We start from the raw sequence: 24467 nt of genomic DNA, 5'->3' as shown, positions 1-24467 counted from the left end.
ATAACACAGCGCGTCGTCGGGGGAGCGCTCTCCGCAGTTCTAGGCTGAAAGCTCGACCACCATGAGGAGACTCCACCGATGACTGATGCCGCCCCGACCTCGACGCTGGCCGGCTGGGTGAAGGCGCCGTTCACCGGCGCCGGGCGCACCTATGACTGCTACGAGAAGGGCGAGGGCCCGGGCGTCGTCCTGATCCCCGAGATCCCCGGCATCACCCCGCAGGTGCTCGGCCTCGCGGATCACCTCGTCGATCAGGGCTTCACCGTGGTGATCCCGTCACCCTTCGGCACGCCCGGCAAGCCCGAGTCGATGGGCTACATCCTGGGCACGGTCGTCCGGCTGTGTGTGTCATCGGAGTTCCGCGCCTTCGCGGTGGATGCCAAGCGTCCGATCACCGCGTACCTGCGAGCAGTCGCTGCCGATCTCGCAGCCCGTACTCCGGGACGCGGCGTCGGCGTCATTGGGATGTGCTTCACCGGCGGATTCGCGCTCGCCACGGCCGTCGAGTCGAGCGTGCTCGCATCGGTACTGAGTCAGCCGGCCACGCCGATGCCGATCTCCGCTAGCAGGCGGCGTGATCCCGGCCTGTCGCAGGAGGAGTTGGCACAGGTGGTCGAGCGGACCCGCACCGACGGGCTGTGCGCGCTCGGCGTGCGGTTCACCCGCGACCGGGCGGTACCGCCGGAGCGCTTCGCTACTCTTCGCGAGCACCTCGGCGACGCCTTCGAGGTGATCGAACTGGACTCCAGCCCAGGCAACCCAGGCGGTTTCGCGAAGAGCGCCCACTCCGCCCTCACCGCCGAGGTCCGCGAGGTCCCGGGCAACCTCGCGCTGGCGGCCCGTACCCGCGCAGTCGAGTTTCTCCACCAGCAGATCGACGCGACGCAGGAGTAACGTCACCAAGCGTGCGCCAAGGTTAAGGGAGTGTGTGGAATTCGCTCTCTGTGATTACCAGCGCCCACCCCGGGAAGAGTGCACAAGCAGTTGAAGTTCGGGGGTGGTTTCCGGTACCGAGAAGGGTCGAATCGTTGCTGTGCGCAAGGCGTGTTGAGCCCTGCGTGATGCTGGTCGATTTGGTCTGGCCGCACCCCCTCCCGGCATGGCACCATCGGCCACCGGGGGAGACACACATCAGGGGGCGAGCGAATGGCGAAGGCCAAGCGTGCGAGTGACCGGAGCGCGAACGACATGGTGGTCGAAGGAGCAGGACGCACGGGCCAGAACGGCCGGGGTCCGCTGCGCGTACAGAACGGTCACACGCCCAACGGCAGTGCGCCCAGCAATGGACACCCGCCGAACAACGGCAGCGCAACCAGCAACGGCACAGGCAGCAACGGCACAGGTAGCAGCGGCGCAACCGGCAACGTCGCCAGCGGTCTACCGCCGAACGCGATGCCGCAAGGCCGACTGATCCCGCCAGACCCGGTACCACGGACCGCCGCAACCCCCGACCCGAACCGTCCGTCCGGCTTCGGCACCCCGGTCAAGGTCGACGAGATCGCCCTGGCCGCGATCGCCCTGTCCGAAGGCCTGATCGCGGCAACGCGCGGCCTCCCTGAATCAGTGGCCTCACGCCAACTCCGCCGCGACCTGGACCAAGCCGCAGACACCTTCCGCACCGTCGCCAGTGAACTCGAAACTACCGCAGGCAACCTGATCCGCCTGGCAGCGACCGAAGGCCAGACCTGTGGCGTCACCTGGGGTATGTGCGAAGACCACGGCCTGACCCTGATGGCTGTCGGTGAAGTGGTGACCTGCCACGTGCTCGGCTGCTACCGCGAGCAGCAGGCCGTCGTCGAGCCCTGCACCCAGCCGGTCGCGTACCGGGTGGTCGACGTGGCCGGCCCCGCCCTTCTCACCTGCGCCGGCCACGCCATTGCCTGCCGCCTGCATCTCGATGGCGCGGTCATCACTCTCGCCACCGACAGTCTGGAACTCCTGTAAAACTAGGAGATCCGGCAGGACGTCAACTGGTCATTCGCATTGGGTGACAGGGCAACGAAGTTCGCCGTGTCGGCCGTCCGCGTCCAGGTCTGCCCGGTGAAGTTGTCCTCGGCGAAGATGGTCACCGTCCACCCGGCCGGTACCTTCACCGAGGACGCCCAGTTGTCCTGCACGCCGGCCGCCGCCAACTGCGCCCGGGTGTAGTTGCCCTTGGCAAGCGCCTGCCCGGCCGTGCCGCCGTAATCGATGTGCTGGTAGAAGATCACGCCACCCGTGCCCTGGTTCGGCATCGGCTGGGTCGGCCGCGTCGCGGTCACCGGGATCTGCCCCTTGAACATCCGCCCGCCGTCATTGGTGAGCCGCAGGTAGTAGTCCGACGAACACGCCGTACCGTCCTCGTCGAGCGCCCGAATCCCTGACCCGCTGGGGATCCAGGCCTGGCTCTCGGCCGTCTTGGCGATCTGGTTGCCCTCGTTGAACTCGTCGAACATCGAGATGTACATGCCCTGCACGCCGACCCGGGTGAGGTTGTAGAACTGCCGCCACATCAGCTCACCATGAGCACGGTGCCCCGACGAGAGATCGCCCGGAATGACGCAGGGCTGGTAGTCGATACCGTGCGCGTTGCAGTCGGCCTGGTCCTGCTGATTCACGTTGTTGTAGTAGTGATCAGCGCCGGCGACGTCGCTGATCCGGCCGACCATCCACGGCGAGATCATGTTGAACGCGTGGTACACCTCGAGATACCCGGGCCGCGAGTCCTCGTTGCCCGGCAGCCAGTGCGTCGGCACACCGCCGATCACGTAGCAGCCCTGGCTTTTGAACCAGTTGATGACATCGAGACAAGCCGAAGCAGGGAAGGCCTTGTTGGCCTCGTTGAAGCCGAAGCCCCAGATGCAGACGACCGGTTTGCCGTTCTGCTTCGCGTACGCCGGTGACGACGTGTACGCCTTCATCTTGTTGGTCCAGTCGGTCTTCATCTCCGACTGCATATTCGTCCAGTCGGTCGCGTCGTACATGATGTAGAACTTGCGCCCGTACTGTTCCGCGGCCTGCCGGACCTTGGCCGCCATCGCGTCCCGGGTCGGGCCTTCGCCGCCAGTGGGGTTGAACCGTTGCAGGGCAGCCGTGTCGCAGCCGTTCTGCTGCATCCACTGGAAGTGCGTGTTGACCGTCTGTTGGTCGTACGACGAGAACAGCTTGGCCGGCTGTCCGTTGCCGAGATTCGCGTATGCCGACTGGTAGGTCGCCGTGAACTCACGGACATCCGGCCAGCTGACGATCGTGGTGTTGGTCGGCGACGGCGGCTGGCCGGCGTTCCGGCTGTAGTGCCACCAGCTGTTGATCGGGGCACCGTCGCCGATACAGGCGAACCAGCCCTGGTAGCCGACGGTGATCTTGCCGACGACGTCACCCGGCCCACTGGCAACGGGTGTCGCGGTGGTCGCGGAGGAGGGCAGAGCTGTGCCGATGGAGGTTCCGGCGGCTGCTGCGGCAGCCAGAAAAGTACGGCGTGTCAAAGACATTGCAGGCTCCTGAAAGGGGGCGGACAGGACTGCGGAGAGTGGCGCGAGCGTACAAACGGGCGCTTCGGCGCGCAAGGTCGGACGCAAAATTTGAAGAAGTACTTGCAATTTCCAGACTGATACAAAACCGACGTCCTGAAGAAACTTCGCCGCAACATCTTGACGCCCAGTCCGCCGGTACTTAGTTTGTTGGCTCAACAGACAAAGTCTGTGAGCGGCGTCACAACAGCCGCGATTTCTCCTGTCGGGGGAGAAGGGGTGGGACTTATGACGCTGTCCGAGAACAGCCGACCAGGCAGCGGTGTGGTCGCCGCCGATCACGTCTCGCTCCGGCGGAACAACCTCTCGGTCGTACTACGGCACGTCCGTGCCGCGGGATCGCGCTCTCGTGCCCGGATCGCGGCCGACACCGGACTCAACAAGGCCACCGTCAGCAGCCTGGTCGCCGAGCTCGTCGATCGCGGACTCCTCCGCGAGGGCCAGGCCGAAGCCGGTGCGCTCGGCCGCCCCGGGCAGCTCGTCGAGCTCGACGGCAGTGGCGTCTGCGGAGTCGGCGCCGAGATCAACGTCGACTACCTCGCCGTCACCGCCCTCGACCTGAGCGGCGAGACCGTCACCGATCGACGAGTCCCGCTCGATGTCGCCCACCTCGACCCCGCGACGACGCTCGACCAGCTGGCCGAGCTGATCCGCGAATCCGTGACCACGGTCGTGGCCCGTGGCGGCCAGATCACCGGCGTCACGCTGGCGGTACCCGGCCTGGTCCAGAGTGCGACCGGGTTGCTCAAGCTGGCCCCGAACCTTGGTTGGGCCGAGGTCCCCGTCGTCGACGAGATGCGCGAGCGCCTCGGCAGTCCGGCGTACCCGGTGCGGGTGGACAACGAGGCGAACCTTGCGGCGCTGGCGGCGTACTCGGAGATGAAAGCTGCGACCGAGCAGGATGCCGATCAGGTCCAGGACATCGTGTTGCTGACCGGTGCTGTCGGTGTCGGTGGCGGCATGGTCACCGGAGGGCATCTGCTGCGTGGCGGGCACGGGTTCAGCGGCGAGGTCGGGCACATGCCGGTCGCGCCGGCCGGCGGGACGTGCGGTTGTGGCCGTACTGGCTGCTGGGAGACCGTCGTCGGCCTGACCGCTTTATTGAACAAGGCAACTGATTCGGACGACCCGGTCCGCGACCCGTCGCTGGATGTCGAGCAGCGGCTGGCCGAGATCACCCGGCGAGCCGAGGACGGCAGCAGCAGAACCCTGAAGGCGCTGGCCGATGTCGGTACCTGGCTGGGGATCGGCGGCGCGATCCTGGTGAACATCTTGAACCCGGACGTACTCGTGCTCGGCGGCTACTTCGCCGTCCTCGGGCCGTGGCTGAAAGAGCCGCTGGAGAACGCGATCCGGGATCGCGTGATCGCACCGGAGGGTGGCGGTTGCCGCGTCGTCCAGTCCGAGCTCGGCTTCACCGCCGCCGTCCGCGGCGGCGCGCAGATCTCGCTCGACCAGGTTTTCCTCGACCCGACCCTCGTCGGTCGCGACGCTGCAGGAGTAGCCCAATGACCGAGTACGAAGTCCCGGCCGCGGCCGGTGAAGACCTGCTCCGGATGACCGGGATCGTCAAGGAGTTCCCCGGTGTGCGAGCACTCGACGGCGTCGACCTCGACATCCGCCGCGGCGAGGTGCACTGCCTGCTCGGCCAGAACGGCGCCGGCAAGTCGACCCTGATCCGCGTCCTCACCGGCGCGCACAAACCGGACGCCGGCACGATCCACGTCAATGGCAGCCTGGTCTCGCTGAGCACCCCGGCCGACTCGATGGCGCTCGGCATCGCCGCCATCTACCAAGAGCTGGACCTGGTACCGGACCTCACTGTCGCCGAGAACGTGTTCCTCGGCCACGAGCCCGCCCGCTTCGGCCTGACCCGCCGGCACGAGGCGAACACCAAGGCACGCGAGCTGCTCAAGGGCCTCGGCCACGGCGAGATCCCGCCCGGCCGGACCGTCGGCCTGCTGTCCGCGGCCGGCCAGCAAGTGGTGAGCATGGCCAGAGCGCTCTCCAGGAAAGCCCGGCTGATCGTGATGGACGAGCCGTCCGCGGTACTGGACTCCGAAGAGGTCGACAACCTCTTCCGGGTGATCCGCGACCTCACCTCGCAAGGCGTCGCGATCGTCTACATCTCGCACCGGCTCGAGGAGATCCGCGAGATCGGCGACCGGGTCACCGTGCTGAAGGACGGCGCCACCGTCGCGACCGGCCTCGACGCCCGGGAGACCCCGACCGCCGAGTTGATCCGGCTGATGACCGGCCGCTCGATCGAGTACGTCTTCCCGCCCCGCGACGAGGTCGAGAACACTGCGCCGGTGGTACTCGAGGTCGAGAACCTGTCCAGGCCGCGGGAGTTCGCCGACATCCACTTCTCGGTCCGGGCCGGCGAGATCCTCGGTCTCGCGGGACTGGTCGGGTCGGGGCGTTCCGAAGTACTGGAGACCGTGTACGGCGCGCGCAAGGCGGCGACCGGTGTCGTCCGGGTGAATGGCAAGGTGCTCAGGCCGGGGCAGGTGCAGCAGGCCGTCAAGGCCGGCGTCGGGCTGGCCCCGGAGGAGCGCAAGAGCCAGGCGTTGTTGCTCGACGAGGCGGTCTACAAGAACATCACCGTGTCGAGCATGGGACGCTTCGCCAGCGCCGGATTCCTCAACGGTCACGCCGAAAAGCAGGCCGCGGAGGAGTTGACCAAGGCATTGGATGTCCGGCCGGCGGGGGTGGACCATCCCGTCCGCAACCTGTCGGGCGGCAACCAGCAGAAGGTCGTTCTGGCCCGCTGGTTGATGAGGGACTGCCGGGTGCTGCTGCTGGACGAGCCGACCCGGGGTGTGGACGTGGGAGCGCGGTCCGAGATCTACGCGCTCGTGCGCAAGCTGGCCGCCAACGGGGTAGCGATCGTGCTGGTCTCCAGCGAGGTCGAGGAGGTGCTCGGTCTGGCGGACCGGGTCGTGGTGATGCGGGAGGGGCGGGCCGTGCACACGGGCCCCGCGCACGAAATCGACGAACACCAGGTCCTCGATCTGGTGATGGAAGGAAGTGCCGTGTGATGAGTGAGGAAGTCGCACGACCAGAGGCAACGAAACAGGACGAGCCGGTCCAGGGCCAGGCGATGGTCGAGGTCGACCCGACGGCGGTACGGAGCGGACGCGGCAGCGGCACGGCGTCCACCAGCGTGGTCGGCAATCTGCTCAAGAGCGGAGCCGGTCGCAACATCGGGCTGGTGATCGCGCTGGTGCTGCTCTGCATCGTCGGTGTGGCGACAGCGGGGGACCGGTTCGCGAGTACCGCCAACGTGCTCACGATCCTCCGGCTGGCCGCCGTGATCGGCGTGGTCAGCATCGGGATGACGTTCGTGATCACCGGCGGCGGTATCGACCTGTCGGTCGGCGCGATGGTGGCGCTGGCGAGTGTCTGGGCGACCACGCTGGCGACCCAGCAGATGGGCGCCGACTACGGCTGGATCTTCATGGTCACCACCGCCCTCCTGGTCGGCGCGGCGTGTGGCCTGGTCAACGGGCTGTTGGTTGCCTACGGCAAGATAGTCCCGTTCATCGCGACGCTGGCGATGCTTGCCGGCGCCCGCGGACTGGCCGAGATCCTGTCCGACCGCAAGACCCAGATCATCAGCGTCAACTCGTTCGTCGACTTCTTCGGCGGGAACCTGATCGGCATCCCGGTGCTGGTCTGGATGTTCCTGCTGGTCGCCGCGGCCGGTTGGGTGCTGCTCAACCGGACGACCTTCGGTCGCCGTACCTTCGCCGTCGGTGGCAACGCCGAGGCGGCGCGCTTGGCCGGTATCAAGGTGCAGCGGCACACGGTCGCGCTCTACGTCCTGGGTGGTCTGTGCTGTGGCATCGCCGCGGTGATGCTGATGGCCCGGACCACGACCGGTAGCTCCACCCACGGTCAGCTGTACGAACTCGACGCGATCGCGGCGGTGGTGATCGGCGGCACGCTGCTCTCCGGTGGCCGCGGCACGATCGTCGGCACCGTGTTCGGCGTACTGATCTTCACCACCCTGAACAACGTCTTCACCCTGAACAACCTGAGCATCTCCGCCCAGTCGGTGGCGAAGGGCCTGATCATCGTGATCGCCGTCCTCCTCCAGCAACGCCTGGCAGCCCGCGCCACCGCGCCCTAGTTATCAGCAACACACCAAGAAACCCCTGTTGAGCAGCAGGACCATCTTTTGGAGGACAGGATGTCTGTACGGACCGCCCGATTAGCTGTCACCGCCGGCCTGGTCGGGATCAGCTCGATGGCGCTGATCGCCTGCACCAGCAACACTCCCGAGGCCGAGAAGACCACCAGCACCGGAACCCAGCAGGTCGCTGCCAAGGGCAACGACGAGCCGGGCAAGAAGGTCAAGATCGGCTTCTCCGCGCCGGCCGCCGACCACGGCTGGATGGGTGCGATCACCAAGGCCACCCAGGCCGAGGCGAAGAAGTATCCCGACGTCGAGCTGCAGGTGGCCGAGGGCACCAACGACGTGAACCTGCAGATCAGCCAGGTGGAGACCTTCATCAACCAGAAGGTCGACGCGATCGTGCTGCTGCCGTTCGACGGCGCCGCGCTGACCGCGGTGGCCACGAAGGCGATGCAGGCCGGGATCACCGTGATCAACGTGGACCGCGAGTTCGACAGTTCGTTCGCCGCCCGGACCACGGTGCTCGGAGACAACCATGGCATGGGTGTCTCGGCCGGCACCTACATCTGCAGCCAGCTCAAGGGCAAGAAGGACGCTGTCGTCGCGGAGATCGCCGGCATCGACTCGCTGCCGCTGACTCAGGACCGCAGCAAGGGCTTCAAGGAGGCACTGGCCGACTGCGGGCTGAAGGTCAACAACCGGGTCGCGGCCGAGTTCACCGTCGAGTCCGGTGAGAAGGCGGCCACCAACCTGTTGCAGGCGGCGCCGAAGATCGACGCGATCTGGAACCACGACGACGACCAGGGTGTCGGCGTGATGGCCGCGATCAAGAACTCCGGCCGCAAGGAGTTCTTCGTGGTCGGCGGGGCCGGCTCGGCGAACGTGATGCGGGACATCAAGGCCGGCAACACGTTGCTGAAGGCCACTGTCATCTACCCGTCCACCCAGGGCGCGGACGGCATCCGGCTGGCCCGCCTGCTGGTCCAGAAGAAGGCCCTCGGCGACCTGGTGGAGGTCGAGGTACCGCGCACGGTCCAGCTGTACGCGCCGGTCGTCACCAAGGACAACGTCGACCAGTACCTGCCGTCAGCCTTCGAAAGCTGAACAACACAGCGAGAGCTAAGGAACAGACTGTATGACGAACCTGGGCATCGGCCTGGTCGGGTACGCCTTCATGGGCGCCGCCCACTCACAGGCTTGGCGCAACGCACCGCGCTTCTTCGACCTGCCACTGCAGCCGGACATGACAGTCCTCTGTGGCCGCAACGCGGAGGCACTCCAAGCGGCCGCGACCAAGCTCGGCTGGAGCCAGACCGAGACGGACTGGCGCAAGCTGCTCACCCGCGACGACGTGCAGTTGATCGACGTCTGTACGCCGGGGGACAGCCACGCCGAGATCGCGATCGCCGCGTTGCAGGCAGGCAAGCACGTGCTCTGTGAGAAGCCGCTGGCCAACACTGTCGCGGAGGCCGAGCAGATGGCTGCCGCGGCCGCCGAGGCGTCGGCCAACGGGATCAGGTCGATGGTCGGGTTCACCTACCGCCGGGTGCCGGCCATCGGGCTGGCCCGCAAGCTGGTTGCCGAGGGCGAGCTCGGTACGATCCGGCACGTGCGGGCTCAGTACCTGCAGGACTGGATCGCCGACCCGGAGGCGCCGTTGTCCTGGCGGCTCGACAAGGAGAAGGCCGGCTCGGGTGCGCTCGGCGACATCGGGGCGCACATCGTCGACCTGACGCAGTACATCACCGGCGACCGGATCACCGAGGTGAGCGGTCAGCTGGAGACCTTCGTCAAGGAACGCCCGGTGGCCGCCGCACACAGTGGCCTGTCCGGCGAGGCCGGCACCGAGCGTGGCCCGGTCACAGTCGACGACGCCGCGATCTTCCTGGCCCGCTTCGCAGAGGGCGCGCTCGGCGTCTTCGAGGCGACCAGGTTCGCGACCGGCCGGAAGAACGCGATCCGGCTCGAGATCAACGGCAGCAAGGGCAGTCTGGCCTTCGATTTCGAGGACCTCAACGAGCTGCATTTCTACGATGCGACCGAGCCGGCCGAGACGGCCGGCTTCCGCCGCATCCTCGTCACCGAGCCCGTGCACCCGTACGTCGCCGCCTGGTGGCCGCCCGGTCACCTGCTCGGCTACGAGCACGGTTTCACCCACCAAGTGGTCGATCTGATCACCGCGATCGCCGAGGGCACGGACCCCGCGCCCTCGTTCGCGGACGGCCTGCAGGTCCAGCGCGTGCTGGCCGCGGTCGAGGACAGCTCGGCCTCCCGACAATGGCAGGAGATCCCCTCATGACCTCGTATACCCCCACCAAGGACGACAAGTTCTCGTTCGGCCTGTGGACCGTTGGCTGGCAGGGCGTCGACGTCTTCGGTACCGCCGTCCGCGCCCCGCTCGACCCGGTGCTCGCGGTCGAGAAGCTCGCCGAACTGGGCGCCGCCGCGGTGTCCTTCCACGACGACGATCTGGTCCCCGACGACAGCACCCGCCAGCAGGTGCTCGACCGGTTCGGCAAGGCGCTCGCCGACAACGGCATGGTCGTCGAGATGGCCACCACCAACCTGTTCGCCCATCCGGTCTTCAAGGACGGCGGGCTCACCGCCAACGACCGCGACGTACGCCGGTACGCGCTGGTCAAGCTCCTGCGCAACCTCGACCTGGCCGCCGAGTTGGGCGCCAAGACGTACGTGCTGTGGGGCGGCCGCGAAGGCGCCGAGTCGGGCGGCTCGAAGGATGTGCACGCGGCCCTCGACCGGTACAAGGAGTCGATGGACCTGCTGACGACCTATGTGCAGGAGCAGGGGTACGACATCCGGTTCGCCCTGGAGCCGAAGCCGAACGAGCCGCGCGGTGACATCTTGCTGCCGACGATCGGGCACGCGCTCGCGTTCATCAACGACCTGGAGCACCCTGACCTGGTCGGGATCAACCCCGAGGTCGGCCACGAGCAGATGGCCGGGCTCAACTACGCGCACGGCATCGCGCAGGCGCTCTGGCACGGCAAGCTCTACCACATCGACCTCAACGGCCAGCACGGTCCGCGGTTCGACCAGGACCTGCGTTTCGGCGCCGGCAACCTGCGCGAGGCGTTCTGGACGGTCGACGTCCTGCAGGGCACGGCCGGCGGACCGGGGTACGACGGTTATGTCCACTTCGACTACAAGCCGCCGCGCACCGAGGATCTCGAAGGCGTCTGGGAGACCGCTCGCGGGTGCATGCGCAACTACCTGATCCTGCGGGAGAAGGTGCAGGCCTTCCGTGCCGACCCCGAGGTCGCCGAGGTGCTGGCCAGCGCGCGGATCACCGAGATCACCCAGCCGACCCTCGGCGAAGGCGAGACCCTCGAAGAGTTGCGCAAGGCAACGTTCGACCCGGACGCGCTGGCTGAGCGTGGCCTCGGGTTCGAGCGGCTCGACCAGCTCGCGATGGATCACTTGCTCGGCGTTCGCTAAGACGCGAGGCAGGGCTGAGCACGGGGACAAGCAGTAGCTGAGCTCTCGTAGTACCAGGGCCGAAAATCCAGGGACCCGCCTTGGAAACCGTATGGAGCGCGCACCTTATCCGACCCATGAGGAGCACCCCCATGATCCAGCTACGCAGGCACGGCACGTTAGTCCGCGCCCTCGTGCTCGCCCTGATCGCCGCGTTGGCGATCCCGTTGTCGGCGGTTACCGCCCAGGCCCATCCGGGGCACGGGGACGACACCTTCAACGCGTTGATCTTCAGCAAGACGGCCGCGTTCCGGCACGACTCGATCCCGGCCGGGATCCAGGCGATCAAGGAGCTCGCGACCGAGAACGGCTTCACCGTCACCGCGACCGAGGACGCGGCGATGTTCAACGACACCGAGCTGGCGAAGTACGAGGTCGTCATCTGGCTGTCGACAACGGGTGACGTGCTGAACGCGGACCAGCAGGCCGCGTTCGAGCGCTATATCCGCGGCGGCGGTGGGTACGCGGGTATCCACGCCGCTTCGGACACGGAGTACGACTGGCCCTGGTACGGCAAGCTCGTCGGCGCGTACTTCGACAGCCACCCCGCCGGTACGCCGAACGCGACGGTGAAGGTGGAGGACCACGCGCACCCGTCGACGGCCGACGCGCCGACGCTGTGGCCGCGGACGGACGAGTGGTACAACTACCGGACCAACCCGCGGGACACCGTGCACGTGCTCGCATCCCTGGACGAGACGTCGTACACCGGCGGCAACATGGGCGTCGAGCACCCGATCGTCTGGTGTCAGGACTACGACGGCGGCCGCGCCTGGTACACCGGCATGGGTCACACGATCGAGTCGTACGCCGACCCGACCTTCCGCAAGGAGCTGCTCGGCGGCATCAAGACCGCGGCCGGAGTACAGCCCGCCGACTGTGGCGCGTCGCTGAGCAACAGCTACGAGAAGGTCACCCTGGACGACGACACCGCGAACCCGATGGAGCTGTCGATCGCGAAGGACGGCCGGGTCTTCTACATCGACCGCAACGGCGCGGTGAAGATCATCAAGACCGACGGCTCCGTGGTGACCGCCGGCACCCTCGACGTCTATACCGGCCAGGAGTTCGGGCTGCTGGGCATCGCGCTCGATCCGGCCTTCGACCAGAACGGCTTCATCTACCTGTACAACTCGCCTGCAACTGGTGGGTCGTTCGACCAGGTGTCGCGCTTCAAGGTCACCGGGGACACCCTCGACATGGCGAGTGCCAAACAGGTGCTCCAGATCAACACCCAACGCAATGAGTGTTGCCACGCTGGTGGAGCGCTCGAGTTCGATGGCGACGGCAACCTCTACATCGCCACCGGTGACAACCGGAACCCGTTCGACTCGGACGGCTACTCGCCGATCGACGAGCGGGCGGGCCGGTCCGCCTGGGATTCCCAGGGCAGCGCCGCCAACAGCGACGCACTGAACGGCAAGATCCTGAAGATCCACCCGGAGGCCGACGGCACCTACACGGTCCCCGCAGGCAACCTGTTCCCGGCCGGTACTGCGAAGACGCGGCCGGAGATCTACGCGATGGGCTTCCGGAACCCCTTCCGGATCGGCATCGACCCGACCACCAACCACCTCTTCGTCGCCGACTACGGCCCGGACGCCGGCCAGGCTTCGCCGACTCGCGGTCCGGACGGCCGGGTGGAGTGGAACATCCTCGACAAGCCGGGCTTCTACGGCTGGCCGTACTGCGTCGGCAACAACACGCCGTACAACGACTTCGACTTCGCCACGAGTACCTCGGGCCCGGTCTTCAACTGCGCGGCTCCGGTCAACAACTCGCCGAACAACACGGGTATCGCTCAGTTGCCCGCTGCTGTCCCGGCGACCATGTGGATGGGCAAGTCGTCGACCGGCGTACCGGAGATCGGTGGCAGTGGAGCGCCGATGACGAGCGGCGCGTACAAGTTCGACCCGGACAGCGACTCGCCCCGCAAGTGGCCGAAGTACTTCGACGGCAAGGCCGTGTTCGCCGACTGGAACGACAGCCGGTTGTTCTCGGTGCAGCTGAAGGACGACCGCGCCGGCGTGGCGGACGTGTCGCGGATGCTGCAGAAGATGAACTTCATCCGGCCGCACGCGTTGCAGTTCGGACCTGATGGCGCCCTGTATGTGATCGAGTGGGGTAGCGGGTTCGGTGGCAACAACGCCGACTCCGGGATCTACCGGATCGACTACGTGCAAGGGAACCGGGCACCACTCGCCCAGTTCAGCACGGACAAGACGGCCGGACCGGTTCCGTTGACGGTTGCTTTCGACTCGACCGGCTCGCGCGATCCGGACGGTCAACCGGTCACCCTCGCCTGGGACTTCGACGGCAACGGCACGACGGACAGCGTCGAGGCCAAGCCCTCGTACACCTACACCACGGCCGGCACGTTCACGGCCCGGTTGACGGTGACGGACCCGGACGGCCGGACGGCGGTCTCCAACAAGACGATCACGGCGGGCAACACGGCGCCGACGATCACCGTGGAGGGGCCGGTCGACGGTGGGTTCTTCGACTTCGGCGACACGATCAAGTACAAGGTGACCGTCACCGATCCCGAGGACGGCACGATCGACTGCAACGACGTGATCACCCAGCCGGCCCTCGGGCATGACGAGCACGCCCACCCGTACGAGCAGTACCACGGCTGCACCGGCACCTTCCCGCTGCCGGGTGACGACGGCCACGTCGGGGCGAACATCTTCGGCATCGTGACCGTGACGTACACCGACAAGGGCGCACCGGGCACCGGCCGGATCACCTCGCAGAAGGTCGTCCAGCTCCAGCCGAAGACGCGCGAGGCCGAGTTCTTCAACGAGACCGGCGGTCCGGGTTCGACCGGCGGAGTACAGACCGAGGACACCGGCGACGTCGCCGGTGGTGGCAAGAACATCGGGTTCATCGAAGACGGTGACTGGTGGGACTGGAAGCCGACCAACCTGACCGGGATCGATCAGATCCAGTTGCGGGCGGCGTCTCCGGACGCGGGCGCGACGGTCCAGGTCCGGCAGGGCTCACCGACCGACGGGCCGATCGTTGCCACCATCAACGTGACACCGACGGGCGCCTGGCAGACGTACGGCAACTTCACCGCGGACGTGTCCGGGGCGTCGCTGACCAGCGGACCCTTGTACTTCGTCAAGACGACGGGGCAGCTGAACGTCAACTGGGTGAAGTTCATCGGCAAGGGCGTGACCGAGAACCAGCGCCCGAACGTGTCGATCAACGCGTCCACCCTGCAGGGCAAGGCGCCGCTCAAGGTCGACTTCACGGCAACGGCGACCGACCCCGAAGGCGATCTGCCGCTGTCCTACGCGTGGAGCTTCGGTGACGGCGCGACCGCCACCGGCGCCACGGTCAGCCACACCTACACGACGGCCGGCACCCATGACGCGACTGTCACGGTGACGGACGCCAGAGGTGCGGCCGGCACGTCCCACGTACAGGTGAAGGTGGACGCGGCTGCTCCGCCGACCTGCCTGACCGGTCGCTCGGACGGCTTCGAGGGAACCACTCTCGACACCGCCCGCTGGAACTCGGTTGTCAGAGGCAATCAGGAACTTGCCGTGAGCAACGGTAACCTGGTGCTTCCGCTGACGGCGACCGACATCTACGGCACCGGCAACACCGGTACGCCGAACATCGTGCTCCAGCCGTTGCCGGCCGGCGCATGGCAGGCGACCACCAAGCTGACGTTGCCGGCACGGCTCGCCTACCAGCAGGCCGGGTTGATCGTCTACGGAGACGACGACAACTACGCCAAGATGGTGCTGCAGGGCCGGAACACGACCTCGTCGGCCGCGGACCGGATCTTCCAGTTCATCCGCGAAGAGGCGGGCGCGCCGAACGAGGTGGCCGCCTCCAACACGGCCAACCTCGGCGCGGCGTACCCGGACACCTTCTGGGTCCGCTTCACCAGCGACGGGCAGAACCTACGGGCGTCGTACAGCGCCGACGGCGCGACGTTCGTCGACATGCCGGAGACGAAGCAGTTGGCGGGCATCAGCAACCCGAAGATCGGGCTGTTCGGGCTGGCCAACCGGGCCGAGGCGCTGCCGATCACGGCGCAGTTCGACTACTTCTCCATCACGCCGGACGACACCGCCGAGGTACCGACCCCGGACGACCAGTTCGACGGATCCACCTTGAACGCCTGCCGCTGGTCGGCGAGCGTGCGGCCGGACGCTTCGGCGTACCGGGTGACCGGTGGTGGCCTCGAGATCGACACGAGCAAGGGCGACATCTACGGTACGACCGCCACGAACCCGAAGAACCTGCTGCTGCAGCCGGCTCCCGACGGTGACTGGACGATCGAGACCAAGGTGGACGGGTCCGCGTTCGACGAGGCCTACCAGCAGGGCGGCCTGATGGTCTACGGCGACGATGCGAACTACGTGAAGTTCGACTTCCTCACCTCCAACGCCCCTGGCGGCACGGTGACCCGAGGGATCGAACTGCGCAGCGAAGTGAACAACGTCGTCCTCGATCCGCAGCCGAACGCGCCGTCGCCCAGCCAGGGTGTCTGGTACTTGCGGCTGGCCAAAGCCGGTACGAAGTACACCGGTTCGTACAGCGCGGACGGGTTGGAGTGGACGGCGTTGCCGCCCGTCACCAACACCGCGCTGAGCTCGGCGAGCTTCGGGGTCTATGCCTTCGGTGTCGACCAGGTCGCGTCGAAGACGGCGAAGTTCGACTACTTCAAGCTGGTCAAGGACAACGTGGCGCCGGAGGTGACCCTGTCGGTCAACCCGTCGGCTCCGTCCGGAGACAACGGCTGGTGGAAGGACGCGGTCGTCGCGACGGCGATGGCGACCGACAACCAGCCGGGCCAGCTGTACATCGAGCAGAAGGTCGATGGCGGCGACTGGGCCGAGTACACCCACGCGATCAACCTCACGGCCGATGGCACCCACACCGTCCAGGTGCGGGCCAGCGACACCGCGGGCAACGTGTCCGAGCCGAAGTCGGTGACGGTCAAGATCGACCAGACCGCCCCGGCGACGACGGTCACCGGCCTGACGGCCGGTACTGAGCTCGGGGTGTCGAAGTTGGCCACCGTCACGGCGACGGCCACGGACGCGCTCTCCGGTCTGGTGGGCGTGACGCTGACCATCGACGGGCAGCCGTTGGCGGCCGACGGCAAGCTCGACGGCATGCTGCTCGGCCTGGGCGCGCACGAGGTGATCGCCCGGGCGACCGACAAGGCCGGCAACATCGCGGTCACGAAGGTTCCGTTCACCGTCATCGCGACGTACGACGAGGCCATCGAGGTGGTCAAGCGGTACCGCGACGTCAGGACGCTGCCGCTGGATCCGACCGTGGTGATGAAGGTGCAGCTGCGGGCGGCCCAGCGCGAACACAGCAAGGGCCGTTTGGCAGCCGCACGCACGGCGATGGACAACTACCTGGCGGAGGCGGCCAACGTCGCCGACGTACCGGCCAGAACGTTGCTCGTCGCCATCGGCCAGGACCTCAAGCGGAGGATCTGACCCCATGCTCGTCGCCGTGTGGCACCGCACCCTGTCCGACGCGGAGAGGCGGACAGGAACTCTCACGACCCGGGGTGGTTCGGCCCCGTCCCGGGTCGCGGGGGAGCGGTGCCACACGGTCGGCGGGGGACCGGCCAGTCCGGTTCCTGTCCCCGGCGCCGCGACCAGCGCTCCGGCCGCGGCGCCGCGGGACACCCCTAGTTCTCTTGCCTCCCCAACACCGCCGCCGAAGGCGGCGCTTCCTTTAGTTTTTAGTATTTAAGGAGTTTCTCATGGCTCGACCGATCACCTTGTTCACCGGCCAGTGGGCCGACCTGCCGTTCGAGGAGGTGGCCCGGCTCGCGTCCGAGTGGGGCTACGAAGGGCTGGAGATCGCTTGCTGGGGTGATCACCTTGACGTCCGCAAGGCGGCCGAGGACGAGAGTTACGTCCGCAACCGGCTGGACATCCTGGAGAAGTACAACCTGAAGGTCTGGACGATCTCCAACCACCTGCTCGGCCAGGCGGTCTGCGACGACCCGATCGACCAGCGGCACCAAGCGATCCTGCCCGCGCACATCTGGGGCGACGGGGATCCGGAAGGCGTCCGGCAGCGGGCGGCCGAGGAGATGGCCACCACCGCGCGGGCCGCTCGCGCGCTAGGTGTCGACGTGGTCGTCGGCTTCACCGGATCGTCGATCTGGAAGACCGTCGCGATGTTCCCACCGGTGCCGCAGGCGATGGTCGATGCGGGGTACCGGGACTTCGCGAACCGCTGGAACCCGATCCTGGATGTCTTCGATGAAGCCGGCGTGAAGTTTGCCCACGAAGTACACCCGTCCGAGATCGCCTACGACTACTGGTCGACGACGACGACGCTCGAGGCGATCGGTCACCGCGAGGCGTTCGGCCTGAACTGGGACCCGAGCCACTTCGTCTGGCAGGACCTCGACCCGGTCGGCTTCCTCTGGGACTTCAAGGACCGGATCTACCACGTCGACTGCAAGGACGCGAAGCGTCAGGTCGGCAACGGCCGCAACGGCCGGATGGGCTCGCACCTGGCCTGGGGCGACCCGCGCCGCGGGTGGGACTTCGTCTCCACCGGCCACGGCGACGTCCCCTGGGAAGCCTGCTTCCGGATGCTCAACACGATCGGCTACACCGGCCCGATCTCGGTCGAATGGGAAGACGCCGGCATGGATCGTCTCGTCGGCGCCGCGGAGGCCTTGCAGTTCGTGAAGTCACTGGCCTTCGACCCACCGACCGCTTCGTTTGACGCGGCCTTCTCCTCCTAACCCCGAAGACCCTGCGGTGCTGTCCCTTTCCCCAGTTTCAGCACCGCAGGGAGTTTCGGTTAGATGGTCGGAACGGTCGGACGGCCCGGGAGACGGTAGTTGTCGCCGAGCACCTGGCCGCGGTTCGGCTTGTAGAGGTCGAAGCCCTTTCCGTTGCACTGCAGGCCACCGTTGATGCAGTGGCTCACCAGGGCAGCCAGCGTGGGCGGATCCCACGCGTTGAAGAAGTCGTAGTGCCAGGTGTAGCCACGACCGCTGGCGAACCTGATGCCGGTCATGTCACCGCTGGCCTCGAACGAGATCTTGAACTCGAGCATCGGCACGGCGACCGGGTGGTCGGCCGGGCAGACCAGGTTGACCGGGTAGGCCATGTGGCTCTTGTGGTCGGCCGAGTCCAGGTTCACGCCGTCCCAGCAGCTCGGGGCCTGGTACCGGACGTTCACCTGGGTGCCGGGGGTGCAGTACGCCGGAATGTCCCAGCTCTTCGAGATGTCGCCGCACTCGAACCCCTCGACCGCGCCGGGGGAGTTCTTGAACTGGTCCAGCGTCGCGCTCGGGCTGCCGACCACGAACCTGATGCCGGCCGGGAACGGACGGACGTCCTGGTACCGCAGGATGCCCGACTTGTAGTAGATGGTCTGCCGCCAGGTCTGCGGGACCGGGTCGTTGTTGCGGAACATCGTCGGCCACCAGTACGCCGACAGGTCGTCGGGGTTGAGACAGGTGGTCTGGCCTACGCCGGCCGCGTTGAGGCTGTTGAGGGTGGTCGCGGCGTTCGTCGTGGCGTTGCCGACGAAGCTGTGCTCGTGCGAGGCGCCCGGCATGTTCGGAAACACGATCGGGTCGTTGGTGGCGCGGTGGTGCAGATTGCAGTTGACCTGGAACTCGTGGTGGGTGACCAGGTCGTCGGCCTGGGCCGAGGAACCGGCCACGGCGGCGAGCGCCGAGGCGATCAGGACGGCGGCGATGCCGCCTGCGGACAGGGCTGTTTTCCTTCTGGTGAACACGGATCTCCTCCAGTTCGGGGGATTCCGCGGGGGCGGTAGGTGCAGGCAACCCGCGGTGGGACATCGCGGGAGAGCGCTCTCTGAGACAGCCTCTGCCGGGCCGGTTCCGCTGTCAAGTGCTTGAAGGTTCCGGAACCGGCTGAGCGTGACGAGCCGTTGACAAGGCGGTAACCCGCGGGCAACCATCGGACCGCGAGAGAGCGCTCTCTGACTCCACCCGCCCCCCTCTCGCACTCCAGCGAAGGAGTACCCGAATGGACTTCGCGACCCGCCGCGTGCGGCTGCAGCCCTCCCGGCGCAGACATCGCGGCCGATCGGCGATCGCCGCCACGGTCGCAGCAGCCGTCGTGCTGCTCGGCAACGTCGTACTACTGGCTCAACCCGCGCAAGCGGCCACCCTGCTGTCCCAAGGGCACCCGGTGACGGCCTCGTCATCGGAGGGCGCCGGTACTCCGGCCACCGCCGCAGTGGACGGCGACCTGAACAGCAGATGGTCCAGCGCCTGGCAGGACAACCAGTGGCTCCAGGTGGACCTCGGTGCCACCTCGTCCATCAGCCAGGTCGTACTGCGCTGGGAAGCCGCTTATGCCAAGGAGTACCGGATCGAGGTGTCCGGCAACGGCCAGGACTGGAACCCGATCTACAGCACGACCACCAGCCCCGGTGGCAACGAGACCCTCAACGTCAACGGCAGTGGCCGGTACGTCCGGATGTACGGCGTCAAGCGCGCCAACGGCTACGGCATGTCCCTGTACGAGTTCCAGGTGCTCGGTACCGGCGGCGACAACGGTCCGCCGCAAGGCAGCGGCACTGTCCATGTCGCTGGTAGCCAAGGGAACTGGCAGCTGCTCGTCAACAACGCTCCCTGGCAGGTCAAGGGCCTGACTTGGGGTCCGCCGGCCTCCGAGGCAGGGGCACGCTTGCCCGCGCTGAAGTCGATCGGCGTCAACACTGTGCGTACCTGGGGGACCGACGCTTCCTCCAAGCCGCTCTTCGACGCCGCGGCCGTGAACGGCATGCGAGTGATCGCCGGATACTGGCTCCAACCTGGTGGTGGGCCTGGCAGCGGCGGTTGCGTCAACTACGTGACGGATGCGACGTACAAGGCCAACATGCTCACGGAGATCCGCCGCTGGACCACGGAGTACAAGGACAACCAAGGCGTGCTGCTGTGGAACGTCGGCAACGAGTCCGTGCTCGGTATGCAGAACTGCTTCTCCGGTACGGAGCTTGAGAACCAGCGGATCGCCTACGCGAAGTTCGTGAACGAGGCGACCGTTGCGATCCACGCGATCGACCCGAACCACCCGGTCACCTCGACGGATGCCTGGACTGGTGCGTGGCCGTACTTCAAGCAGTACACGCCTGCGCTGGATCTGCTCGCGGTCAACTCCTACGGGCACATCTGCCAGGTCAAGCAGGACTGGATCGCGGGTGGCTACAACAAGCCGTACATCGTGACCGAGGCCGGCCCGGCCGGCGAGTGGGAGGTGCCGAACGACGCGAACGGCGTACCGAACGAGCCCACCGACATCCAGAAGCGTGACGGCTACCTCGCTGCGTGGAACTGCATCACGGGGCACACGGGTGTCGCGTTGGGTGCGACCCTGTTCCACTACGGCGTTGAGGACGACTTCGGCGCTGTGTGGTTCAACCTGACGCCTGGTGGTCTGAAGCGGCTCTCGTACTACGCCGTGCGGCAGGCCTTCGGTGGCGCCGGCGGCGGCAACACGGCTCCGGTGATCAGCAACATGACGTTGAGCCGTACGACGGATGTGCCGGCCGGCGGCACGATCAGCGTGACCGTGAACGTGTCCGACCCTGACGGGGACGCGCTGACGCACGAGTTCAGGGTCGGCGGCAAGTACATCGACGGCAGCGGCGCTCTCGTCGGTACGCCGTTCAGCGGCAACGGACCGTTCACCGTGACGGTGCCCGAGCGGCTCGGTGTGTGGAAGCTGTACGACTACGTGCGCGACGGCAAGGGCAACGTCGGGATCGAGACGAAGTCCTTCCGGGTGGTGGCTCCGCCGGTGCAGGGCACCAACATCGCTCGTGGCAAGCCGGCGACGGCTTCGTCGTACCAGCAGGTCGGGAACGGGGCGCCGTACCCGCCGTCGAACGTGACGGACGGGAACAACACGACGCGCTGGGCGAGTGACTGGTCGGATCCGCAGTGGGTGCAGGTGGATCTCGGCTCGGTGCAGTCGTTCAACCGGATCCAGCTGGTCTGGGAGGCGAGCTTCGCCCGGGCGTACCGGATCGAGGCGTCGGACGACGGCAACAACTGGCGGCCGGTCTACACGACTGCTGATGGCAACGGCGATGTCGACAACATCGCCTCCGGTGGGTCCGGGCGCTATGTCCGGATGACCGGGACCCAGCGTGGTACCGGCTGGGGCTACTCGTTGTTCGAGTTCGGCATCTACCGCAACTGACCATGCTTCAGGTGCGGCGGCCTGTGGGCAGCAGGCCGCCGCACCTGTGGATATCTCGACGAGGGGGAGAGCTTGACGCAGCTACGATCCGATGCCATGAACAGCAATCGGCCGACTCTGGAAGACGTCGCCAAGGCCGCCGGGGTGTCACGCGCGACTGCCTCGCGGGTGATCAACGGCGTGGAGACCGTCGACGAGACGATGCGGTCGAAGGTCGCGGCGGCGGTGCGGACGACCGGGTATGTCCCGAACACCGCGGCCCGGTCACTGGTCACCCGGAAGGCGGGCGCGATCGCGCTGGTGATCTCGGGCTCGGACGGCTCAGCCGAGCAGGTGCTGGGTGACCCGTTCTTCGGCCGGATCACGTCGGGGGTCGTGAAGAGCCTGCTGCCGCAGAAGGTCCATCCGACGCTAGTACTGGCCGACTCAGACGCGGCGCGCGCGGATGCCGTCAGCTATGTCCGCCAAGGCAAAGCCGATGGCGCGCTGCTCGTCTCCACCCACTCCGACGACACCCTGCCCGGACTGTTCGTCGACGCCGGGATCCCCGCTGTCCTCTTCGCGCGCCCGGGTCGCGACGTGCCGATCAGCTACGTCGACCTAGCCCACGAACGCGGCGCCGCTTTGGCTGCCGACCACCTAGTAGCCCGCGGTTGCCGCCGGGTCGTCACAATCGCCGGCCCCAGCGACGTACCGGCAGCCCAAGACCGCCTCACCGGCTTCCGTCACGCCATGGCCCGCCACGGGCAGGCTTATATCCCAGTTGCCAAAGGCAACTTCACCCGCGAGAGCGGCGAGCTGGCAATGGCCGAACTCCTGGCGGCCCACCCCGACCTGGACGGCGTCTTCGCCGCCAACGACCTAATGGCCGCCGGCGCCCTGACCGTCCTCCAAGCCCACCACCGCACCGTCCCCGACGACGTAGCAGTAGTCGGCTTCGACGACAGCGAACCAGCCCACTCCACCCGCCCCCAACTCACCACAGTCGCCCAACCAGTAGAAGCAATGGCCGCCGAAATGGCCCGCCTCCTCCTGGCCCACATAGAAACCCCAACCCTCCACCCCACCTCAGTCATCTTCGACCCCCACCTCGTCCCCCGAGAATCAGCCTGAACAACAAGAACAAGAACAAGAACAAGAACAAGAACAAGAACAAGAACAAGAACAAGAACAAGAACAAGAACAAGAACAAGAACAAGAACAAGAACAAGAACAAGAACAAGAACAAGAACAAGAACAAGAACAAGAACAAGAACAAGAACAAGAACAAGAACAAGAACAAGAACAAGAACAAGAACAAGAACAAGAACAAGAACAAGAACAAGAACAAGAACAAGAACAAGAACAAGAACAAGAACAAGAACAAGAATCTATGAGTGGTGGTTCAGACTGGCGGTCAAGTGGCGGTCTGTCTCAAGCTTGTCTCGCTGCCGCACGGCCTATCGCTGATGGTTCGGCGCGCACGATGAAGTCCGTGCCGCCCTCAGCTCAGGAATTCTTGTACTGCGGTTAGCCAGGGTTCGGGTTGGTCTATGTGGGTCATGTGGCCGGCTTGGTCTAGGACTACTGCCGTGGCGGTGGGGATGGCCGTGGCGGCTTCGGTGGCTAGGTGGGCGGGGAAGGTCATGTCTTGGGCGCCGTGGAGTAGGAGGATGGGGAGGTTGCTGGTGGTGAAGCGTTGTAGGGCGTCGGGGTAGCGGGGCGAGGGGAGGGTGCCTGCTAGGTAGGGGGCGTCCCAGTCGTTGGTGAAGTGGATGTTGTTGATGCGGGCTCGGTAGTCGGGGAGGGATTCGGGGCGCCAGACGTTGGCTCGGGCGCTGGTTAGGGCGTTGTGGCGGGTGCGGGCGGGGCCTTCTAGGTCGGTGGGGGTTTCTTCGGACTGGCGGAGGGTGCGTTCGGGCCAGTTGCCGAAGGCATCGGGTGGTACGGGTGGGATGCTGCTGGAGGCGACGATCAGGCGGCGGACTCGGTTGGTACGCAGGGCTAGGCGTTGGGCGATCAGGCCGCCGTAGGAGAAGCCGAGTACGTCGGCTTGGTCTACCTCGAAGTGGTCGAGTAGGCCGATCAGGTCGTCGATGACCAGGTCAGGGGTGTAGCGGTCGTCGGGGAGTCCGCCAGTGGAGCGGCCGCAGCCGCGGAGGTCTGGGAAGAGGAGTTTGCGGTCGGTGAGGTGGACCAGCGGTTCCAGGAGGTAGGTGTGATCCCAGCATGGGCCTCCGTGGATGACCAGCAGCGGGTTCTCGGTGGGGCCGGGGGAGTGGGCGACGAAGAGTTCGACCTCGTCGGATACCCGGATGCGTTCTTCGATCACCCGGCGAGTGTGTCAGCTCATCAGGTCCGCGGACTGGGCTTGTAGCCAAGGGATGTGTGCTTGGTTGGACCAGCGGTTGACCTCGGTGGCGAGGGCTTTGGAGGCCGCGAGGTTGCCTTCGTCGCGGGCCAGTACTGCGAGCAGGGTTTGCTGGGCTAGGGCGCCGAGTAGATGGCCGACTTTCTGGCGGAGTTCGGTTGATCGTTCCCAGTGGGCGCGGGCCAGCGCGAGGTCGCCGGCGGTGTGGGCGTGGTCGCCGAGGTGGCGGAGGGCCAGCGAGACCAGGAGGTCGTCGCCGGAGCGTTCGCCGAGGTCGAGTGCGGTTGTGTAGGCGGCGAAGGCCTCGTCGGGCTGTTCGAGCAGATTGTCCGCGATCACGCCCGCATAGAAGGTGGCATGGCCGGAGCGGCTTTCGTCGGGGGCGGTCCTCAGCTGACCGACTCGCTCCGCCAGTTCGGGTCCGGCGGCTCGGTTGCCGGCGACTAGGGCGGTGCCGTAGTCCTTCCGCAACTGCAGGAAGGCGAAATCCCAACCAGCACACGCATCCGGCGTCTCAGAGAGCGCTTCCGCCAGTACTACGAGCCGCGAGCCGGCGTTGTCGGTCTGCTGAGCGAAGTCCTGGTCGACAGCGACCTCGGCCAAGGCGAGAGCCAGTGCGAGCCGTTCCGAGGCGGTGTCCGCTTGAGCGGCCGCGAGGAGTTGGGTGGCGTCGTCCCACCGTCCCGCCCGCATCAGGCAGAGACCGGACCGGATGAGCGGAGAGAGCGCAATCTGAGTCATGCCGGGAGGATATTTCGATATCGAAAGGTTTGACA

At 66.7% G+C, this 24467-nt stretch carries 16 protein-coding genes; 12 read left to right on the top strand and 4 right to left on the bottom strand.

Annotation, left to right across the window (positions count from 1 at the left end):
- Positions 1-78 precede the first annotated feature (78 nt).
- Both OHA70_RS34880 and OHA70_RS34875 read left to right on the top strand, forming a co-directional pair.
- The gene (locus tag OHA70_RS34880) at positions 79-894 is read left to right on the top strand and encodes a dienelactone hydrolase family protein (protein WP_328325081.1); all 816 of its coding nucleotides are present in this window, start codon (positions 79-81) and stop codon (positions 892-894) included.
- Between the two features lie 252 nt (positions 895-1146).
- Positions 1147-1944, top strand: a complete 798-nt coding sequence (locus OHA70_RS34875; RefSeq protein WP_328325079.1) for a hypothetical protein — start codon at positions 1147-1149, stop codon at positions 1942-1944.
- A gap of 2 nt (positions 1945-1946) precedes the next feature.
- On the opposite strand, the gene OHA70_RS34870 is transcribed toward OHA70_RS34875, so the two are convergent.
- Complete coding sequence (locus OHA70_RS34870; protein WP_328325077.1) at positions 1947-3470, bottom strand: glycoside hydrolase family 71/99-like protein; 1524 nt, start codon at positions 3468-3470, stop codon at positions 1947-1949.
- 267 nt (positions 3471-3737) lie between these two features.
- Between OHA70_RS34870 and OHA70_RS34865 the strand changes: the two genes are divergently transcribed.
- The 8 genes from OHA70_RS34865 (at position 3738) to OHA70_RS34830 (ending at position 17896) form a co-directional block, all read left to right on the top strand.
- Positions 3738-5021 (top strand): ROK family transcriptional regulator, encoded by a 1284-nt coding sequence (locus tag OHA70_RS34865; RefSeq protein WP_328325075.1) that lies wholly within the window; start codon positions 3738-3740, stop codon positions 5019-5021.
- Positions 5018-6550: a sugar ABC transporter ATP-binding protein gene (locus OHA70_RS34860; protein WP_328325073.1), complete on the top strand. Its 1533-nt coding sequence runs from the start codon at positions 5018-5020 to the stop codon at positions 6548-6550. The genes OHA70_RS34865 and OHA70_RS34860 overlap by 4 nt, the downstream gene beginning before the upstream one ends.
- Positions 6550-7644, top strand: a complete 1095-nt coding sequence (locus OHA70_RS34855; RefSeq protein WP_328325071.1) for an ABC transporter permease — start codon at positions 6550-6552, stop codon at positions 7642-7644. The genes OHA70_RS34860 and OHA70_RS34855 overlap by 1 nt, the downstream gene beginning before the upstream one ends.
- Before the next feature lie 60 nt (positions 7645-7704).
- Positions 7705-8754, top strand: coding sequence for a substrate-binding domain-containing protein (locus tag OHA70_RS34850; protein WP_328325069.1), 1050 nt, complete (start codon positions 7705-7707; stop codon positions 8752-8754).
- Positions 8755-8785: 31 nt separating this feature from the next.
- The gene (locus OHA70_RS34845) at positions 8786-9949 is read left to right on the top strand and encodes a Gfo/Idh/MocA family protein (RefSeq protein ID WP_328325067.1); all 1164 of its coding nucleotides are present in this window, start codon (positions 8786-8788) and stop codon (positions 9947-9949) included.
- Positions 9946-11106: a xylose isomerase gene (gene xylA / locus OHA70_RS34840; protein ID WP_328325065.1), complete on the top strand. Its 1161-nt coding sequence runs from the start codon at positions 9946-9948 to the stop codon at positions 11104-11106. Before OHA70_RS34845 ends, xylA begins: the two co-directional genes overlap by 4 nt.
- 131 nt (positions 11107-11237) lie before the next feature.
- Entirely contained in the window at positions 11238-16622 is a 5385-nt protein-coding gene (locus tag OHA70_RS34835) for a ThuA domain-containing protein (protein ID WP_328325063.1), read from the top strand.
- A gap of 272 nt (positions 16623-16894) precedes the next feature.
- Positions 16895-17896, top strand: a complete 1002-nt coding sequence (locus tag OHA70_RS34830; protein ID WP_328325061.1) for a sugar phosphate isomerase/epimerase family protein — start codon at positions 16895-16897, stop codon at positions 17894-17896.
- A gap of 59 nt (positions 17897-17955) precedes the next feature.
- Here the strand turns inward: OHA70_RS34830 and OHA70_RS34825 are convergent, their stop codons facing one another.
- The gene (locus OHA70_RS34825) at positions 17956-18903 is read right to left on the bottom strand and encodes a DUF1996 domain-containing protein (RefSeq protein ID WP_328325059.1); all 948 of its coding nucleotides are present in this window, start codon (positions 18901-18903) and stop codon (positions 17956-17958) included.
- A 254-nt stretch (positions 18904-19157) separates the two neighbouring features.
- Between OHA70_RS34825 and OHA70_RS34820 the strand changes: the two genes are divergently transcribed.
- The gene (locus OHA70_RS34820) at positions 19158-21341 is read left to right on the top strand and encodes a discoidin domain-containing protein (protein ID WP_328325057.1); all 2184 of its coding nucleotides are present in this window, start codon (positions 19158-19160) and stop codon (positions 21339-21341) included.
- Between the two features lie 96 nt (positions 21342-21437).
- Entirely contained in the window at positions 21438-22454 is a 1017-nt protein-coding gene (locus OHA70_RS34815) for a LacI family DNA-binding transcriptional regulator (protein ID WP_328325055.1), read from the top strand.
- Positions 22455-22824: 370 nt separating this feature from the next.
- On the opposite strand, the gene OHA70_RS34810 is transcribed toward OHA70_RS34815, so the two are convergent.
- Both OHA70_RS34810 and OHA70_RS34805 read right to left on the bottom strand, forming a co-directional pair.
- The gene (locus OHA70_RS34810; protein ID WP_328325053.1) at positions 22825-23652 is read right to left on the bottom strand and encodes an alpha/beta fold hydrolase; all 828 of its coding nucleotides are present in this window, start codon (positions 23650-23652) and stop codon (positions 22825-22827) included.
- A 12-nt stretch (positions 23653-23664) separates the two neighbouring features.
- Positions 23665-24432, bottom strand: a complete 768-nt coding sequence (locus tag OHA70_RS34805) for a hypothetical protein (RefSeq protein ID WP_328325051.1) — start codon at positions 24430-24432, stop codon at positions 23665-23667.
- Positions 24433-24467: the final 35 nt, after the last annotated feature.

Source organism: Kribbella sp. NBC_00382 (genome assembly GCF_036067295.1).
Classification (GTDB): Bacteria; Actinomycetota; Actinomycetes; order Propionibacteriales; family Kribbellaceae; genus Kribbella.
Note: the sequence above shows the minus strand (reverse complement) of the source record. Positions and strands in the feature narration are given on the sequence as shown.

Excerpts from the sequence above, each read along its gene's own strand:
- OHA70_RS34880 (WP_328325081.1), top strand. The coding sequence starts at position 79 with ATGACTGATGCCGCCCCGACCTCGACGCTGGCCGGCTGGGTGAAGGCG.
- OHA70_RS34875 (WP_328325079.1), top strand. The coding sequence starts at position 1,147 with ATGGCGAAGGCCAAGCGTGCGAGTGACCGGAGCGCGAACGACATGGTG.
- OHA70_RS34870 (WP_328325077.1), bottom strand. The coding sequence starts at position 3,470 with ATGTCTTTGACACGCCGTACTTTTCTGGCTGCCGCAGCAGCCGCCGGA.
- OHA70_RS34865 (WP_328325075.1), top strand. The coding sequence starts at position 3,738 with ATGACGCTGTCCGAGAACAGCCGACCAGGCAGCGGTGTGGTCGCCGCC.
- OHA70_RS34860 (WP_328325073.1), top strand. The coding sequence starts at position 5,018 with ATGACCGAGTACGAAGTCCCGGCCGCGGCCGGTGAAGACCTGCTCCGG.
- OHA70_RS34855 (WP_328325071.1), top strand. The coding sequence starts at position 6,550 with ATGAGTGAGGAAGTCGCACGACCAGAGGCAACGAAACAGGACGAGCCG.
- OHA70_RS34850 (WP_328325069.1), top strand. The coding sequence starts at position 7,705 with ATGTCTGTACGGACCGCCCGATTAGCTGTCACCGCCGGCCTGGTCGGG.
- OHA70_RS34845 (WP_328325067.1), top strand. The coding sequence starts at position 8,786 with ATGACGAACCTGGGCATCGGCCTGGTCGGGTACGCCTTCATGGGCGCC.
- xylA (WP_328325065.1), top strand. The coding sequence starts at position 9,946 with ATGACCTCGTATACCCCCACCAAGGACGACAAGTTCTCGTTCGGCCTG.
- OHA70_RS34835 (WP_328325063.1), top strand. The coding sequence starts at position 11,238 with ATGATCCAGCTACGCAGGCACGGCACGTTAGTCCGCGCCCTCGTGCTC.
- OHA70_RS34830 (WP_328325061.1), top strand. The coding sequence starts at position 16,895 with ATGGCTCGACCGATCACCTTGTTCACCGGCCAGTGGGCCGACCTGCCG.
- OHA70_RS34820 (WP_328325057.1), top strand. The coding sequence starts at position 19,158 with ATGGACTTCGCGACCCGCCGCGTGCGGCTGCAGCCCTCCCGGCGCAGA.
- OHA70_RS34815 (WP_328325055.1), top strand. The coding sequence starts at position 21,438 with ATGAACAGCAATCGGCCGACTCTGGAAGACGTCGCCAAGGCCGCCGGG.
- OHA70_RS34805 (WP_328325051.1), bottom strand. The coding sequence starts at position 24,432 with ATGACTCAGATTGCGCTCTCTCCGCTCATCCGGTCCGGTCTCTGCCTG.